This window comes from Shewanella sp. 10N.286.52.B9, from assembly GCF_002873635.1.
Lineage (GTDB): Bacteria > Pseudomonadota > Gammaproteobacteria > Enterobacterales > Shewanellaceae > Shewanella.
Genome location: NZ_MCTY01000183.1, coordinates 1 through 17,006, shown reverse-complemented (window position 1 = coordinate 17,006; position 17,006 = coordinate 1). Strand labels below are relative to the sequence as shown.

17 protein-coding genes are annotated in these 17,006 nt (G+C 43.2%); all 17 read left to right on the top strand.

Annotated features, from left to right (window positions below):
* A partial coding sequence (locus BCU91_RS13345; protein ID WP_277869345.1) for a flagellin occupies positions 1–164 on the top strand: 164 nt, incomplete at its 5' end.
* Between the two features lie 246 nt (positions 165–410).
* Positions 411–806: a flagellar protein FlaG gene (locus BCU91_RS13340; RefSeq protein ID WP_102475406.1), complete on the top strand. Its 396-nt coding sequence runs from the start codon at positions 411–413 to the stop codon at positions 804–806.
* 78 nt (positions 807–884) lie between these two features.
* On the top strand, positions 885–2,252 hold the full coding sequence (gene fliD / locus BCU91_RS13335) for a flagellar filament capping protein FliD (RefSeq protein WP_102531691.1): 1,368 nt from the start codon (positions 885–887) through the stop codon (positions 2,250–2,252).
* Between the two features lie 101 nt (positions 2,253–2,353).
* Positions 2,354–2,686 carry a hypothetical protein gene (locus tag BCU91_RS13330; protein WP_102439481.1) on the top strand — a complete coding sequence of 111 codons (333 nt, stop codon included), beginning with the start codon at positions 2,354–2,356 and terminating at the stop codon, positions 2,684–2,686.
* A 6-nt stretch (positions 2,687–2,692) separates the two neighbouring features.
* Positions 2,693–3,097 (top strand): flagellar export chaperone FliS, encoded by a 405-nt coding sequence (fliS, locus tag BCU91_RS13325; RefSeq protein ID WP_102531690.1) that lies wholly within the window; start codon positions 2,693–2,695, stop codon positions 3,095–3,097.
* Positions 3,098–3,499: 402 nt separating this feature from the next.
* Entirely contained in the window at positions 3,500–4,930 is a 1,431-nt protein-coding gene (locus BCU91_RS13320; protein WP_102475403.1) for a sigma-54 dependent transcriptional regulator, read from the top strand.
* A gap of 161 nt (positions 4,931–5,091) precedes the next feature.
* On the top strand, positions 5,092–6,267 hold the full coding sequence (locus tag BCU91_RS13315; RefSeq protein ID WP_102439484.1) for a PAS domain-containing sensor histidine kinase: 1,176 nt from the start codon (positions 5,092–5,094) through the stop codon (positions 6,265–6,267).
* The gene (locus BCU91_RS13310) at positions 6,260–7,603 is read left to right on the top strand and encodes a sigma-54 dependent transcriptional regulator (RefSeq protein WP_102531689.1); all 1,344 of its coding nucleotides are present in this window, start codon (positions 6,260–6,262) and stop codon (positions 7,601–7,603) included. The genes BCU91_RS13315 and BCU91_RS13310 overlap by 8 nt, the downstream gene beginning before the upstream one ends.
* A gap of 228 nt (positions 7,604–7,831) precedes the next feature.
* Entirely contained in the window at positions 7,832–8,173 is a 342-nt protein-coding gene (gene fliE / locus BCU91_RS13305; RefSeq protein WP_102439486.1) for a flagellar hook-basal body complex protein FliE, read from the top strand.
* 54 nt (positions 8,174–8,227) lie between these two features.
* The gene (fliF, locus tag BCU91_RS13300) at positions 8,228–9,922 is read left to right on the top strand and encodes a flagellar basal-body MS-ring/collar protein FliF (protein WP_102439487.1); all 1,695 of its coding nucleotides are present in this window, start codon (positions 8,228–8,230) and stop codon (positions 9,920–9,922) included.
* Entirely contained in the window at positions 9,912–10,955 is a 1,044-nt protein-coding gene (gene fliG / locus BCU91_RS13295) for a flagellar motor switch protein FliG (RefSeq protein ID WP_102531688.1), read from the top strand. The genes fliF and fliG overlap by 11 nt, the downstream gene beginning before the upstream one ends.
* Positions 10,956–10,999: 44 nt before the next feature.
* On the top strand, positions 11,000–11,977 hold the full coding sequence (gene fliH / locus BCU91_RS13290) for a flagellar assembly protein FliH (RefSeq protein ID WP_102475401.1): 978 nt from the start codon (positions 11,000–11,002) through the stop codon (positions 11,975–11,977).
* Positions 11,946–13,283 (top strand): flagellar protein export ATPase FliI, encoded by a 1,338-nt coding sequence (fliI, locus tag BCU91_RS13285; RefSeq protein WP_102439490.1) that lies wholly within the window; start codon positions 11,946–11,948, stop codon positions 13,281–13,283. Before fliH ends, fliI begins: the two co-directional genes overlap by 32 nt.
* Positions 13,283–13,729 carry a flagellar export protein FliJ gene (gene fliJ / locus BCU91_RS13280; protein WP_102439491.1) on the top strand — a complete coding sequence of 149 codons (447 nt, stop codon included), beginning with the start codon at positions 13,283–13,285 and terminating at the stop codon, positions 13,727–13,729. The genes fliI and fliJ overlap by 1 nt, the downstream gene beginning before the upstream one ends.
* A gap of 147 nt (positions 13,730–13,876) precedes the next feature.
* On the top strand, positions 13,877–15,259 hold the full coding sequence (locus BCU91_RS13275) for a flagellar hook-length control protein FliK (RefSeq protein ID WP_102475399.1): 1,383 nt from the start codon (positions 13,877–13,879) through the stop codon (positions 15,257–15,259).
* A gap of 91 nt (positions 15,260–15,350) precedes the next feature.
* The gene (gene fliL, locus BCU91_RS13270; RefSeq protein WP_102439493.1) at positions 15,351–15,875 is read left to right on the top strand and encodes a flagellar basal body-associated protein FliL; all 525 of its coding nucleotides are present in this window, start codon (positions 15,351–15,353) and stop codon (positions 15,873–15,875) included.
* Positions 15,876–15,901: 26 nt separating this feature from the next.
* A complete protein-coding gene (gene fliM / locus BCU91_RS13265) occupies positions 15,902–16,927 on the top strand; it encodes a flagellar motor switch protein FliM (RefSeq protein ID WP_102531687.1) in 1,026 nt (341 codons plus the stop codon).
* Positions 16,928–17,006 lie beyond the last annotated feature (79 nt).

The window sequence follows — 17,006 nt, the reverse complement described above, 5'->3', positions numbered from 1 at the left end:
GCAACATTCAAGCTAACGTGTCAGATGCCCGTAGCCGTATTCAAGATGTGGATTTTGCCTCTGAAACGGCGCAGTTAACTAAGCAGCAAATTCTGTCGCAAACCTCATCAGCGATGTTGTCGCAAGCTAACCAGTTACCGCAAACGGCATTGTCTCTTTTATAATGACATCGAAGCGTTAATTAACTTCGCGCTAAGAACGCACTGGCATTACGCTAAGGCTAGAATTAAAGGGAGACTCGGCAACGATTCTCCCTTTGTGCTTTTTAGTAAAGTGAATCATGGGTCACTTGTTTGGGTGACTGTTTTTGTATGGCAATTGCCGCATCGGTAACTAAGTTAAATTTTTTATTGATTTAAACTTAGTTGGCGCATTAATTGCTTGAATTATTGAGTTTGTCGAGGTGCACCATGGAAGTCAATATCACCAATGTAGCCAATGCTGCAATGCGTAAAGATAGTTTAGCCACCCTTGCAGAAAAAAATGCCGCCCAAGCATCAACCGCACTGGCTGAAGAGGGAATTCAACAAGCCGGCGATGTGGCGCGCACCACAGATAAAGTCAATGAAACGGCCAAAACCGATGCTGAGCAGTTGCAGCATGCGGTTGATGATATTAATCAGCAATTATCGCTAATGCAAAAAGGCTTAGCCTTTAATATTGACGAAGAGTCAGGGGAGGCGGTGGTTAAAGTTATTGACGTTAAAACTGGTGATTTAATTCGTCAAATTCCCAATGAAGAAGCATTAAAAATGGCGAGCAAGCTCACAGACATTGCCAGTATTTTTATGGAAACTGCAGTGTAGTCATTGTTTTAAAACAATAATCATAAAAGTTATGATTATTCCAAATTAGATAGCAGATATTGCATTAAAGAGGTCGCTATGGGGTTAACATCGGTAGGTATTGGTTCAGGCATGGATATCGCAGGTATTGTTACTGCGCTAGTTAATGCTGAAAGCGCCGGTAAAATTGCGAGTTTTGATACCTCTGAAGGCAAGCTAAATGCGCAGATATCCGGTATTGGGTTACTAAAAAGCTCACTGTCAGAATTCCAAGATAAACTCGAACTATTGACAGATTCTGCAACCTTTGACAGCCATAAAGTGTCCCAATCCAATAGTGATTATTTTAAAACCACGGTAGATGAAAGTGCAGTACCGGGTAAATATCAAGTCATTGTCGAGCAATTAGCCCAGAGTCAAAAAGTTGGCTCTGCTGCCGTGGCAGATGCTGATAGCCCCATAGGTGAAGGTTCGTTAAGTATTGGTGTTGGCAGTGACAGCTTTGATATTGAGGTTGGCGCTGAAGACAGCTTAACTGACATCATGGAAAAGATTAACGCCGCTGAAGATAATGATGGGGTCACCGCCACCATTATTAATGGCGATAATGGTCCGCAGCTTATTTTAGGTTCTAAAAATACCGGCACTGACAATTTAATTACCGTTACCGCAACTGACACCGATGGCGGCACAGGCTTAGCCGATGCCTTTGCCATGACGGAACTCACCCCAGCCCTTGATGCGATATTAACGGTTGATGGCGTCAAGGTGACTTCAAGCTCAAATGATGTCAGTGACATTATTACCGGGGTTAGTTTGGAACTGACGGATGCTGATATTGGCAAAACCACCACCATTACGGTGGATGAAGATACCGATAAAGCCTCATCAGCAATTGAGGGGTTTGTTGAGAGTTATAACGCCTTAATGACCACGATTCAGGACTTGTCTCGCTATGATGCAGCCACTGAAAATGCCGCTATTTTACAAGGCGACCCACTGCCGCGAAGCTTACAAAGTCAGCTCAGAAATATCATTTCCAGTAGTTTTGAAACCAGCTCTGGCAGTGGCTCACAAATGCTGATGAATATTGGTATTACTACGACCCGTGAAGGTTTGTTAGAAATTGATGATGATAAATTATCAGAGGCCATCGAAGCTGATAAAGGCGGCATTAAAGAGATGTTTATTACTGAGGATACTGGCCTAGCGTCACGCTTAGATACCTTTGTAGATAGCTACCTTGAACCCGGTGGCATTATTGATGGCCGTAATGACACCATTGATAATCAGTTATCACGCCTTGAAGACAGTCGAGAAGCATTAGATTTAAAAATGAGCGCCTACAGTGACCGTTTATATAAGCAATTTAATGCCATGGATTTAGTGGTGGCAAGCCTTAACTCTCAGTCGAGTTCTTTGTTTAATGCCATCGATTCTCTGCCTGGTGTGGTGAAGAAGACTTAATACAAATTCAATAGGGCTACTTTGGCGATGCTTTGACGATGTAACTCGCTTTTGAGCCCTAAATACTGCTTAACATTATTTCCCCTACGTTGGAGTACTCAGTGAATCCCATCCTTAGTGAACTTGAACAACTCAATTCAGCAGCGTTTTCCGCTATTACGCAAATAGAACAGGCTAAACCGGAAGATGAACAAGTTGATGAGTTGGTATCACAATTGCAGGTACTTATTCAGCGGCGTCAAATTGTCATTCAAGCGTTAGTTAACGATGATAGCGTTACTGATAGAGCAGTACTTGAAAGTCAGTTTGATTACACTCAATCTTTATTTATAAAGGCTACGAGAGTGTTAGAGCATCGCAAGCTATTACTTCAGGCTGGCAATGCGGCTAAGCGCCAAATAAACGTATATAAATCTATAGATGCAAATAGGTAGGTAATTATGAGAGGTTCACTGCAGACATATCGCAAGGTATCAATCGAAAGTGGCATGGCAGTGGCGTCGCCACACCGAATTATACAAATGTTATTAGCAGGTGCATTAGAAAGGCTCGCTCAAGCAAAATATGCCATTGATCAAGGTGATATCGCCAGCCGTGGTGAGTTATTGGGTAAGGCTATTGGCATTGTGTCTGGGCTTAATGGCAGTTTAAATATGGAAGCCGATGGTGATGTCGCCGGAAATTTAACTCAGTTATATGACTTTATGTTGCGCAGATTATCAGATGCCAACATCAATAATGATGCTGAAGCCATTGATGAAGTAGCGGGGTTGTTACGAACCATTAAAGAAGGTTGGGATGCTATTCCACAGGACATGCATCATATGACTTCAGAAGCCAGTTAAGCTGTGACGTAAAAAAAACAGGCGCTTTTAGCGCCTTTTGTTTGTTTCATGATGGCTAACTTAGTAACAGTTTGTTTGCATCTGTTTACTAAATCATCTGTTAATTTATTAAATCAATGAGATGCTGTAATTTTGTGGTTTGTCACTTGATTCTCACTGGCTGATAATACAATATTCATTTTATAAAAACGTTTAGACTATATTGCGCAGATGTCCGTGTTTACACTATGTGTAACCAAAGCGTATAGGTAGGATGTTGTATTAATGTATTTGTGGTAAGTTTGTCACCAAATATTTATCCATATTGCATATAATAATCACAATCAAGTCGCACTTCCGTTTTATCTCGTATAGCGTGATAATGGCTGTGAAATAATAATAACTCGAGCTTTGGCCTTCTTAATGATGCAAATAGAACAACGAATATTAATTGTTGCTGACCCTTCTGAGCGTGTCTCTCGTCTTTGTTGTATTTTTGATTTTTTAGGTGAAAAGTATCATCTAATTACTAAAGACGATCTTGCCTCATTAACCGCAGACTGTCGTTATCGGGCGTTAGTGCTTGATACCCAATCAGTCACGGCTGAGTTTATTAAAAGCGTGAAGTCATCAATGCCTTGGCAGCCAGTGCTATTATCAGGTGAAAGTAACCTTAATGGTGGCAACGTATTAGGCACCATTGCTGAGCCAATAAGCTACCCGCAATTGACCGAATTACTGCATTTTTGTCAAGTCTATGGCCAAGCTAAACAGCCGCAAACACCCACCAGCGCTAACCAAACTAAACTATTCAGAAGTTTAGTGGGCCGCAGTGAAGGTATTGCCAATGTCAGACACCTTATTAGCCAAGTGGCCAGTTCTGACGCAACCGTGCTGGTACTGGGTCAGTCTGGCACCGGTAAAGAAGTGGTAGCCCGTAATATTCATTACATGTCTGATCGCCGCGATGGACCATTTATCCCGGTCAACTGTGGTGCTATTCCGCCTGAGTTATTGGAAAGTGAACTATTTGGCCATGAAAAGGGCTCATTTACTGGGGCGATTTCAACCCGTAAAGGCCGCTTTGAATTAGCTGAAAATGGCACGCTGTTTCTTGATGAAATCGGCGACATGCCACTGCAAATGCAAGTAAAGTTACTGCGGGTATTGCAAGAAAAAGTATTCGAACGTGTCGGTGGTTCTAAAACCATCAATACCGATGTACGCATTGTTGCGGCCACTCACCGTGACTTAGAAACCATGATCAGCGAAAATGAATTTCGAGAAGATTTATATTATCGTTTGAATGTGTTTCCAATAGAAATGCCTTCATTAAGTGAGCGCAGTGATGATGTGCCATTATTATTGCAAGAGCTTGTGAGCCGTGTTTTTAACGAAGGCCGCGGTAAAATCCGCTTTACCCAGCGCGCAATCGAATCATTAAAGGCCCATAATTGGTCTGGTAATGTCCGCGAGCTGTCGAATTTAGTCGAGCGTTTAACGATTTTATTCCCTGGTGGCTTGGTTGATGTGAATGACTTACCAAGAAAATATCGTTATATCGATGTGCCAGAGTATTGTGTTGAAGTCAGTGAAGAGCAGCAAGAGCGTGATGCATTAGCATCTATCTTCAGTGATGAGGAACCCATAGAGCTACCTGATACCCGCTTTCCAAGTGAATTACCGCCTGAAGGGGTAAACCTTAAGGATTTATTGGCAGAGCTTGAAATTGACATGATCCGCCAAGCGTTAGAGCAACAAGATAACGTGGTTGCCAGAGCCGCTGAAATGTTAGGCATACGCCGAACCACCTTGGTTGAAAAAATGCGTAAGTACGGTATGGGTAAAGATTAATCAAGCTCTTACCGACAGTAACTTACAGCTAAATAACAAATAGACAAAACGAGTAAAAAGCATGCATTAGGGCATGCTTTTTGCTTTTGCGCCGTTAAAAACTTTAAACTGGCATACCAAATGCATTGGTAGTACAAAGTTATTATTTTGACGGAGTGACCATGTATTCAGCGCAATCACTAGTAGAACAGCCGCAGTATTGTGATAGCTACAAACTAGCCGAGCCTGCAGCAATTGTCAGCGAGGCGCCAGCAGCGCCAATTACACTGCGTCAATCAGTGAACCTCGATCTGCAAGCTGAAACATCACGTCCGCAAAAGGCAGCTAATATGTCTAACCAAATGGCGCATATTCTTCAAGCTATGCCTTCAGGTGTAGTGATTATCAATGGTGACGGTATTGTGACCTTGGCCAACCCAGTCGCAACTGACTTATTAGGCCGGCCGCTGCAAGGGGCCAAGTGGTTTGACATTATTAACCGCGCTTTTTCACCCCAAGATGATGACGGTTATGAAGTGTCACTAAAAGATGGCCGCCGAGTAAAGCTGGCGATTACTCCGCTGTCGCCAGAGCCTGGGCAGTTAATTGTGTTAACTGACTTAACTGAAACCCGCTTATTACAGAAAAACCTATCTCATTTACAGCGCTTATCAGCACTGGGCAAAATGGTGGCAACCTTGGCGCATCAGGTCAGAACGCCGTTATCGGCCGCGATGTTATATGCATCAAACCTTGCTAGCCCTAAATTAAATGATACGGCTAAAAAGCGTTTTCAAGGCAAGTTAGTCGATAGGCTTAATGAGCTAGAGCGTCAAGTTAATGACATGCTACTGATGGCAAGAAACAAACAAGATGGCGCCGCAGAGTCGACATCTACTGCAGATATTATTGAGCCTGTGCTGGCAAATTGTGAGCCCATTGTTGAAAACAAACAGTGTAAATTACACTTTATTGATCAAACCGATAAACACATTATGGCTAACACGAATGCCTTAAGCTCGGCGATTAACAATCTGGTGATGAACAGCCTAGAGGCCAATGCCACAGAAATTCAGATTGTGACTGGCGAAGATGAACACGGCATTAATATCGATGTGATTGATAACGGTAAGGGTTTATCAAAAGAGATGCAGCAACAAGTATTGGAGCCTTTTTTTACCACTAAAAGCCAAGGGACAGGCCTAGGCTTAGCGGTAGTGCAAACCGTGGTGAGAAATCATGGCGGCAGATTACAGGTGACATCGCAGCCGCACAAAGGCAGCTTAATTCGACTATCATTTCCTATGGCTAAAGACACGGAACAAGCCAAAAAAATAGTGGAGGGATCCCATGAGTGAAGCCAAGTTACTGTTAGTTGAAGATGATGCTGCGCTGCGTGAAGCCTTACTTGATACCTTGATGTTAGCCCAATATGACTGCGTTGATGTGGGCTCTGCAGAAGAGGCCATTATTGTCATGAAAACCACGACGTTTGATATGGTTATCAGTGATGTGCAAATGGAAGGTATTGGCGGGCTAGGGCTATTAAACTATTTACAGCAAAACCATAGTAAAGTCCCCATTTTATTAATGACCGCTTTTGCCACCATTGACAGTGCGGTTAGCGCCATAAAACTTGGTGCGGCGGATTATCTGGCTAAACCTTTTGCGCCTGAAGTGTTGTTAAATCAGGTATCTCGCTACTTACCCCTTAAACAAAATTTAGGTCAACCTGTGGTCGCCGATGACAAAAGCTTGGCGCTACTGAATATTGCCCAGCGGGTGGCAAGCTCTGATGCCTCAGTGATGATCATGGGGCCAAGTGGATCGGGCAAAGAAGTGCTAGCACGTTATATTCATCAAAACAGCCCTCGAGCAGAAAAACCTTTTATCGCCATTAATTGCGCAGCAATACCTGAAAATATGCTTGAAGCCACCTTATTTGGCTATGAAAAAGGCGCTTTTACAGGCGCTTATCAGGCATGCCCTGGAAAATTTGAACAGGCTCAAGGCGGCACCATATTGCTTGATGAAATTTCTGAAATGGAGCTAGGGCTGCAAGCCAAATTGTTGCGAGTACTGCAAGAGCGTGAAGTTGAGCGTTTAGGTGGCCGTAAAACCATAGCTCTTGATGTGAGGGTACTTGCCACTTCAAACCGTGATTTAAAGTCCATGGCAACATCGGGCGCATTTCGAGAAGATTTATATTACCGCATTAATGTATTTCCACTAACCTGGCCGGCATTAAACCAACGACCGGCTGATATTTTACCCTTAGCAAGGCACTTGCTGGTTAAGCATGCTAAGGCATTTAATGTCTCACCAGTGCCTGAGTTAGATGAGATAGCTTGTCGTCGTTTATTGGCTTATCGCTGGCCAGGTAATGTCCGTGAGCTGGATAATGTTATTCAGCGCACCTTGATACTGAATAATGGCGAGGAGATAACTGGCGCGGATATTATTCTTGAAGCTGAAGATGTTACTTTGAGCCCCAATGAGCAACCCGTGGCAGCTGCTGAAACGGACGGGCTTGGGGGCGAACTGCAGGCTCAAGAGCATGTGATTATTTTGGAAACCTTAAATCTATGTAATGGTAGCCGTAAAGACGTAGCTGAGAAGCTGGGAATTAGCGCCAGAACATTGCGCTATAAAATGGCTAAAATGCGTGACTTGGGTATTCAAGTCCCTGCTTAAATATCGACGTTTAGTTCATCTTTATACTTAACTCTAAATTCTAAAATATTAGCTTAACCGCTTTGATGATACTAAAGCGGTTCTATTTTGTGTGTTTTTCACCCTTTCAAGTTGTTTTTAAGCTCTTTTCATGGGCTTAAGTGTATTTAAGCTATTGTTGGCATCCTACTTGCTAATTCTATTGTAACTGTTTTTAAGTCGTCAAATATCCGACGAATGGAGTTTACAATGCAGATTAGTTCAAATCCTTTTTTACAAGAAATGCAATCCTTAAAGGGTGAGATTTCGCCTAATCTTGGCTTACCTATTCAAGCGGATATGATTCAAAAAGTCGGTAATACTTCTGGTGCTGACTTTGGCCAATTGTTATCTCAAGCGGTCGGTGGCGTGGCTGATTTACAATCAAACTCAGCTAATTTAGCCACCCGATTAGAGATGGGCGATAGCACTGTGACCTTATCTGATACCGTGATTGCCCGTGAAAAAGCCGGGGTTGCATTTGAAGCAACGGTGCAAGTGAGAAACAAACTTGTAGAAGCGTATAAAGAAATTATGAGTATGCCTGTTTAGGCTTTTGTTAATAGTATTGTTGTTGATATTCTGGTATTGAAGTAGGTAAATATTGTGAGCACAGATCTAGTATTAGATTCAGATAAAGTCGATAGCACAGGGATTCAGCAGGAAAATAAACCTGGCTTGAAAAGCTCGTTTGGTAGTGCTGACTTTATGCGTCAAATCACTATGATATTGGCTTTAGCTGTATGTCTTGTGCTGGCAGTATTTATGATTATTTGGGCGCAAGAGCCTGAATATAGGCCGTTAGGGCAAATGGAAACTGCTGAAATGATCCAAGTATTGGACGTTTTAGATAAGAATAAAATTGCCTATAAAATCTCCGGCGATGTAGTCAGTATTCCTGAAAACAAATATCAAAATGTCAAACTGCTGCTGGGCCGTGCAGGCGTTGAAGCCAGTAGTCAACCAACCGATTATTTAAGCCAAGACAGCGGTTTTGGTGTTAGTCAGCGCATGGAGCAAGCCCGCCTTAAACAAAGCCAAGAAGTTAATTTAGCCAGAGTGATAGAAGAGCTAAAAAGTATTAGCCGCGCCAAAGTGATATTAGCTATTCCCAAAGAAAATGTGTTTGCCCGTAATAAATCTAAACCTAGCGCTACCGTAGTTGTGAGCGTTCGTCGTGGTAGCCTTGGCCAAGAAGAAATTGACTCTATCGTTGATATTGTCGCCTCAGCAGTACAAGGCTTAGAGCCAAGCCGGGTGACAGTGACCGATTCAAATGGCCGCCTGCTAAATTCAGGTAGCCAAGATGGCGCCTCCTCAAGAGCCCGCCGCGAGCTTGAATTAGTGCAGCATCAAGAAGCAGAATATCGTAACAAAATCGATTCGATATTAATGCCTATTCTAGGCCCTGAAAACTTCACTTCTCAAGTGGATGTCAACATGGACTTCACCGCGATTGAGCAAACCGCGAAACGATTTTCGCCTGATTTACCCGCTGTACGCAGTGAAATGACCATAGAGCGTAATTCAAGCGGTCAATCAATGGGTGGCATTCCAGGGGCATTAACCAATCAGCCTCCTATGGATTCAGATATTCCACAAGAAGCAGGCGCAGAGCAAACTACAGCGGTTAATGGCAATAGCCATCGAGAAGCAACCCGTAATTTTGAACTTGATACCACCATCAGCCATACCCGCCAGCAAGTGGGTGTGGTGCGCAGAGTCAGTGTGTCGGTGGCCATTGATTATAAACCGGGACCTGCTGATGAAAGTGGCATAGTGACCCGCATTCCGCGCACCGAACAAGAGCTAACCAATATTCGTCGCTTACTTGAAGGGGCGATGGGCTTTACCAGTCAACGTGGTGATAGCTTAGAAGTGGTCACAGTACCGTTTATGAACCAGCTTATTGAAGAGCTGCCCGCCGCTGAAATGTGGGAGCAGCCTTGGTTTTGGCGCGCGGTGAGATTGGTGTTAGGGGCGTTTTTAGTCTTAGTGCTGATTTTGTTTGTGATTCGCCCTATGTTAAATCGTTTGTTTAATAACGACGAAGTCGAGATGCCCGAAGAGCCGCGCTTAGGTCATGAATTGGCTGAGATTGAAGATCAGTATGCCGCCGATACCTTGGGTATGCTCAATAGCCAACAAGCAGATTATAGCTATGCCGATGATGGCTCGATTCAAATACCAAACCTGCATAAAGATGATGATATGATTAAGTCGATTAGGGCATTAGTGGCTAATGAACCTGAACTTTCTACCCAAGTAATTAAGAGTTGGTTACAAGAAGATGGCAAATAATACCCTGGCAGCACCCGTAGGCGAACAGGCTAGTCTTGAAGAGCTGAGTGGCATTGATAAAACTGCTATTTTGTTACTGAGCTTAAGTGAAGCAGATGCCGCCTCAATCTTAAAGCACTTAGAGCCAAAACAAGTGCAAAAAGTCGGTATGGCCATGGCCGCCATGCAAGACTTTGGTCAAGAGAAAGTCATTGGGGTGCATAAGCTGTTTTTGGAAGAGATTCAGAAGTTTTCTTCCATTGGTTTTAACAGTGAAGAGTTTGTCCGCAAAGCATTAACTGCGGCCCTAGGTGAAGACAAAGCCGGTAATTTGATTGAACAAATTATTATGGGCAGTGGCGCTAAAGGCTTAGATTCGCTTAAGTGGATGGATGCACGCCAAGTGGCGACCATTATTCAAAACGAGCATCCACAAATCCAAACTATTGTTTTATCTTATTTAGAACCTGATCAAGCGGCTGAAATCTTCAGTCAGTTCCCTGAAAATACCCGTTTAGATTTAATGATGCGCATTGCTAACTTAGAAGAAGTTCAACCAGCAGCTTTGCAAGAATTAAACGACATCATGGAAAAACAATTTGCCGGACAAGGCGGCGCACAAGCTGCGAAAATGGGCGGCTTGAAAGCGGCGGCCAATATCATGAACTTCCTTGATACGGGTGTTGAAGGCCAGATCATGGAAACCATGCGTGAATCTGATGAAGAAATGGCGCAGCAAATTCAAGATCTGATGTTTGTGTTTGAAAACTTAATTGATGTAGATGATCGCGGTATTCAAGCTTTGCTGCGTGAAGTTCAACAAGATGTGCTAATGAAAGCATTAAAAGGTGCTGATGATCAGTTATCTGACAAAATTATTGGTAATATGTCTAAGCGAGCAGGTGAGCTATTACGTGATGATCTTGAAGCCATGGGGCCGATAAGGATCAGTGAAGTGGAAACGGCTCAAAAAGAGATCCTTGCGATTGCGCGTCGATTAAGTGACAGCGGCGAAATTATGCTCGGTGGCGGCGGTGGTGATGAGTTCCTATAGTCCGATTTAAGCCGATTTTATAACGAGGTACAACCAGACCAATCATGACTAAAGCTAATAACAATAATAACCTAACAGAAGTTGATGAAGATTTTAGCCATTGGCAATTACCGGATGTTTCCCAACAAAAAACTGACACTGGCTCAAATTTATTTGGCCAACTAGGACGTCAAAATTCCCAGCCTGTTGCTGAAGACAAGCCCCTTTTACCGCCTACCATGGCTGAAATAGAGCAAATTCGAGTTGAAGCTGAACAAGAAGGTTTTGAGCAAGGCCAGCTTGATGGGCTAGCGAAAGGCACGGAGCAAGGTCGGCTTGAAGGTTTAGAGCAAGGTCACGCTGAAGGCTTTAGCCAAGGAGAACAACAAGGTTATGAAGTGGGTTTAGCCAAAGCTAATGAGATGCTTGAGCGTTTATCTGGCTTAGTTGAGCAATTTGAGCAACCCTTATTAGTGCTTGATGCTGAAATTGAAGCTGAGCTATTACAGCTATCCATTAATCTGACCAAATCCATCGTCGGTAATGAATTACAAACTCATCCTGAACATATTTTATCTGTACTGCGTCAAGGGGTAGATTCGTTACCGATTAAAAAACAACAAGTCACTCTGAGGTTTAGCCCAGATGATGCTGCACTTGTTAATCAATTATACAGTGAAGCGCAATTAGCTAAGAATCGTTGGGAAATTGAAGCTGATCCATCTCTTAAAAACGGTGACTGCATCATTCACAGCGAGCGCTCCAGTGTCGACTTACGAGTTGAAGCGCGTATGAGTCAAGCTCTTAGTGGCTTGCAGCAACAGGTCGCAGCGATTCAGGCCAATGTGCAAACGATTAAGTCAGATTCAAGTCACTACACCACTAGCATTGCCGAGGATGCTAGCGAATGTAGCCTTAAGGTGGTGGGAGCAAAGCGGGATCAACTCACTGATGACAATGTTTCTTCTGTCGTACATGAAGAGGGTTTACACCTTGTTGATGAGGTAGATGATGCTAAATCGCCAACATCAGTTACTAAATAAATTTAAACTTCATAGTAATAAAGTCACCCCCATTCGGCCTGTGGCCAGTGGTCAGCTGGTTAGGGTTGTTGGCTTAACCCTCGAAGCTACCGGCTGTAGAGCCCCTGTCGGCAGTTTATGCTCTATCGAAACCATGGCCGGTGAGCTAGTGGCTGAAGTCGTTGGATTTGATGATGAATTACTTTATCTCATGCCCGTAGATGAATTAAGAGGGGTGTTACCGGGAGCAAGAGTGCAGCCTTTAGGTGAGCAGTCAGGGTTAAATGTCGGCTTAAGTTTACTTGGTAGAGTTTTAGACGGTAGTGGTTTACCCCTTGATGGCCTTGGACCATTAAATACTGAGCAACATGCCTCGCGCCATGCGCCGCCCATTAACCCTTTATCGCGCCGCGCGATTACCGAACCATTAGATGTGGGGGTTAGAGCCATTAATGCCATGTTGACCGTAGGTAAAGGCCAGCGGATGGGCCTGTTTGCCGGCTCTGGTGTGGGTAAAAGTGTGCTGTTAGGCATGATGACTCGCGGCACCACTGCTGACATTATTGTGGTGGGGCTGGTGGGTGAACGTGGCCGTGAAGTAAAAGAGTTTATTGAAGAGATTTTAGGCCCAGAAGGCCGAGCCAGATCTGTGGTGGTCGCAGCACCTGCTGATACTTCACCATTGATGCGATTACGCGCCTGTGAAACCTCAACACGTATTGCGGAGTATTTTAGAGACCTTGGCTATAACGTATTGTTATTGATGGACAGTTTAACCCGTTACGCCCAAGCCCAGCGTGAAGTAGCCTTGGCAGTGGGTGAGCCTCCGGCGACCAAAGGTTATCCGCCATCGGTGTTTGCTAAATTACCCCGCTTGGTCGAACGGGCAGGTAATGGCGGCCCAGGTCAAGGTTCGATTACCGCATTTTATACCGTGCTTACCGAAGGTGATGATCAACAAGATCCCATTGCCGATGCGTCACGGGCGATTTTAGATGGTCATATTGTGTTATCAAGAACGCTGGCAGATTCTGGCCATTACCCCGCAATTGATATTGAGCAGTCCATTAGCCGCGTCGCACCTATGGTGATTAGCACTGAGCATTTAGAGTCCATGCGTCTGGTTAAACAGATGTATTCACTTTATCAGCAAAACAGAGACTTAATTTCAATTGGGGCTTATTCCCAAGGCAGCGATCCACGCATTGATAACGCTATTCGGTTACAACCAGCGATGAATGCATTTTTACGCCAAGGATTTAAAGATGTTATTTCCTTTGATAACAGTCAAACCATGGTTGGGCAGATTGCTGCTCAGTGTAAATAATGCGCCGGGCTGATCCATTAATCACAGTGCTTAAACTCAATAAAGAAGCAGAAGAACAGGCGGCTTTACAGCTTAAATCTGCACAATTAGAACTACAAAAATGTGAGGGGCAATTAGAGGCGTTAAATAATTATCGTCTCGAGTACATGAAGCAAATGAATGAAAATCAAGGCAAAACGCTAAGTGCCAGTGAATATCATTCTTTTCATGAGTTTATTAAGCAAATTGACCAAGCACTAGTGCAGCAAGTTAATACCGTTAAAGAAGCACAAAATCAGACCCAACATCGACAAGTTAATTGGCAGCAAAAGCAACAAAAGCGTAAAGCGGTTGAATTGTTGTTAGCTAAAAATGATCAAAAAGCTCAGCAAATAGCCAATAAACAAGAGCAAAAAGCCTCAGATGAATTTGCGATGCAGCAGTTTATTCGTAAAACCCCGCGTTAAATTCCCTTATCCGTTTTTAGCCTAATTAATTTTTATTCTGGCACTCTTATTGCTTGGTTCGTTATTAATAATAAAAGCGTCAGCAATGTGACTTTCATAATTTTATAGCACCAATAGGTTTTCGGTGTTATTAACTCGGAGTTTGTTATGCAGCAAGTGAGTAATATTTTACTTGGAAATAGCAATAAAATGGCGAATTCCCCAACGGGAGAGACGCCGCAAGGTACTGATAGCTCATCTTTTTTGTCGGCGCTTAATCAAGTTTCTCAAACTGATGAGATGCAGGGTAACACTGAGCAAGCTTCTGAAAATAACACAGATATCAATCTGGTGGATGACAATGCCTCACAAGAGCATATTGCTGCAGAAACCGATATTGCTTTAATCTTTGCTCAAATTGACTTAGCAGAAAATTTTGAAACCAATAGCCAACCAACAGGTGGCAACATATTGCCGCTGGCTATTGAGGCCGATTCAACTACAGAATTTTTAAGTGACTATTCAGCTGAGCAACTACAAAATTTATCTGAATTTAGTGCAATGTCTGCAGCTGAGTTGTCAGCATTATCAGTCAAGGAGTTAAATCAGCTGATCACTGACTTTAACCAGCAAACTCCCATCCAAGGTGGAGCCTTACTCCCTTTGATTGAGTTAGCAACAACCAGCGCCATAGATAATGCTGAAAAACCAGCCCTTGCACTTAGCAGTGGCTTTAGTTCAATTCATAAAAACATAATGGATAACAATAGCGCTGCTGTTGATGTAAACAAAAACCTAGTTGATGTAAACAAAGGCTTAGTTGATGCAAACAAAACTTTAGGCGCTCCTGACAGTATTGAAGGCAAAATAACCTCAAAGGAATCTGGGGTTAACCTGAGTAAAGCTGAGTTCTCGGTATCCATGGATAAGTCTGCTATTCCTTCCTCTGCCAATAGTCCTAGTAGTAATGCCCTAGCAAATAATGCCATTGCCCTTAGCGCTGGTGAGTTTACTCTTGATGCAGAATCTGTGGATCTCAAGGCGATACAAAATCAAAGTAGCTTAACGTCAGTGCATAAAAGTGATGTGCCGCAATTTCAATTATCGTTACGCCAAGGATCTGAGTCGGTAGGGCAAATGCAGGAGATGATCCAAAAGTTCGCCCCTGTGATGAAGCAACAACTCATGACGATGGTAGGACAGGGCATTCAACATGCGGAAATTCGATTAGATCCGGCAGAGCTTGGCCATATGGTGGTCAGAGTTCAAGTTAATGGCGATCAAACCCAAGTGCAATTTCAAGTGGCGCAGACACAAACCCGAGACCTATTGGAGCAAGCTATTCCGCGGCTACGGGAAATGCTAGCAGAAGAAGGGCTGCAATTGGCTGACAGTCATGTTTCTCAAGACGGCGAACAGCAGAAAAACGCTGATTATGATGAGTCGAGTGCTAGTAATGACAGGCTTTTGGATGAAATTTCAGCACAAGAACTTGAGATAGTCACAAAACATGCCATGAGTGGCAGTTCAGCTATAGATTATTACGCTTAAGTCGGTAACCTATGGGTTAATGATCGCAAAATCAAAAACTAAGCTGAAACTTAGTTAACACAATAATAACAACAGCGTGATGGAATCATTTATGCCAGAAGAAGCTTCTTTAGAATTAACCACCCAGAACCCACCAAAAAGTATCAATAAAATGATTATTTTTTTGGTGGTTGGCATGTTGCTGCTGGCAGGCATTGCTGTGACAGTGCTGTTTTTTATTGGCGACAATGCGAAAGCGACTGCAAACTCACCTGCAACTGACATAAGTACTGCAACTGTAGTAACTGATGCTGCTACTGGTAAGGCAAATTATGTGGGTATGCCAAGACCATTTTTATTCAATCTAGCGGGTGCTAATCGTTCACGTTTAGTTGAAATAAAAGTGCAGTTAATGGTGCGAGGCGATGACGGCGTTACTGCAAAAATGCACATTCCTTTAATTGAACATGCGCTTTTAAACACATTTAGCGCAGCAGATGTACAAAAGCTAAGTACCCAAGCGGGTAAAGATGAATTACGCCAATTAGCCCTATTAAATGTTCAAAATACATTGCAACCCATAACCGGCCAAAAAGTCGTTGAAAGAGTACTTTTTACTGGTTTTGTAATGCAATAACGCCATGAAAAATCCAAGGTGATGATGTGAGTGATTTATTAAGCCAAGACGAAATTGATGCGCTACTCCATGGCGTCGACGATGTTGATGAAGATGATATTTATGATACTGATGAAACCAGAGCATATGATTTCTCCTCTCAAGATCGCATTGTTCGTGGGCGAATGCCAACCCTTGAAATTGTAAATGAACGTTTTGCTCGTCACTTACGCATCAGCATGTTTAACATGATGCGCCGTGCTGCTGAAGTGTCTATTAACGGCGTGCAAATGCTTAAGTTTGGTGAGTACGTTCATACCCTATTCGTACCAACCAGCCTGAATATGGTGCGCTTTAGTCCGTTAAAAGGCACGGCGCTTATCACCATGGAAGCAAGGTTAGTCTTCATTTTGGTGGATAACTTTTTTGGTGGTGATGGCCGCTTTCATGCAAAAATTGAAGGGCGTGAGTTTACTCCCACAGAGCGTCGTATCGTCCAGCTGCTATTGAAAATCATTTTTGAAGATTATAAAGATGCCTGGGCACCAGTAATGGATGTTGAGTTTGAGTATTTAGACTCAGAGGTCAACCCTGCCATGGCCAATATTGTTAGCCCAACAGAAGTGGTGGTCATTAACTCTTTTCATATTGAAGTGGATGGCGGCGGCGGTGATTTTCATATCACCATGCCATATTCGATGATCGAGCCTATTCGTGAGCTGCTTGATGCCGGTGTTCAAAGTGATAAACAAGATACTGATATGCGTTGGGGACAAGCATTGCGTGATGAGATCATGGATGTGCAAGTAGGGATTGATGCCAACATCATTGAGCATGAAGTGACATTAAGAGATGTGATGGGCTTTAAAGCTGGGGATATTATTCCTATTGAGCTGCCTCAGCATGTGATGATGCGAGTTGAGGACTTACCGACTTACCGCTGTAAGCTAGGTCAATCCCGCGAAAATCTGGCATTAAAAATTAGCGAAGTTATTCCAAGGCCTGAAACGGCGAAATCAGAATTACAGCTAATTACTCGTAAAGGCAAAGCCCGCGATCTTACTGTGCTATAGACAGGCTTATTTCAAAAAAAGTTTTATTTTAACAATCTTTTTTAAAAAGTTTTTTTAAACAAGATGCTGAAATTAATAA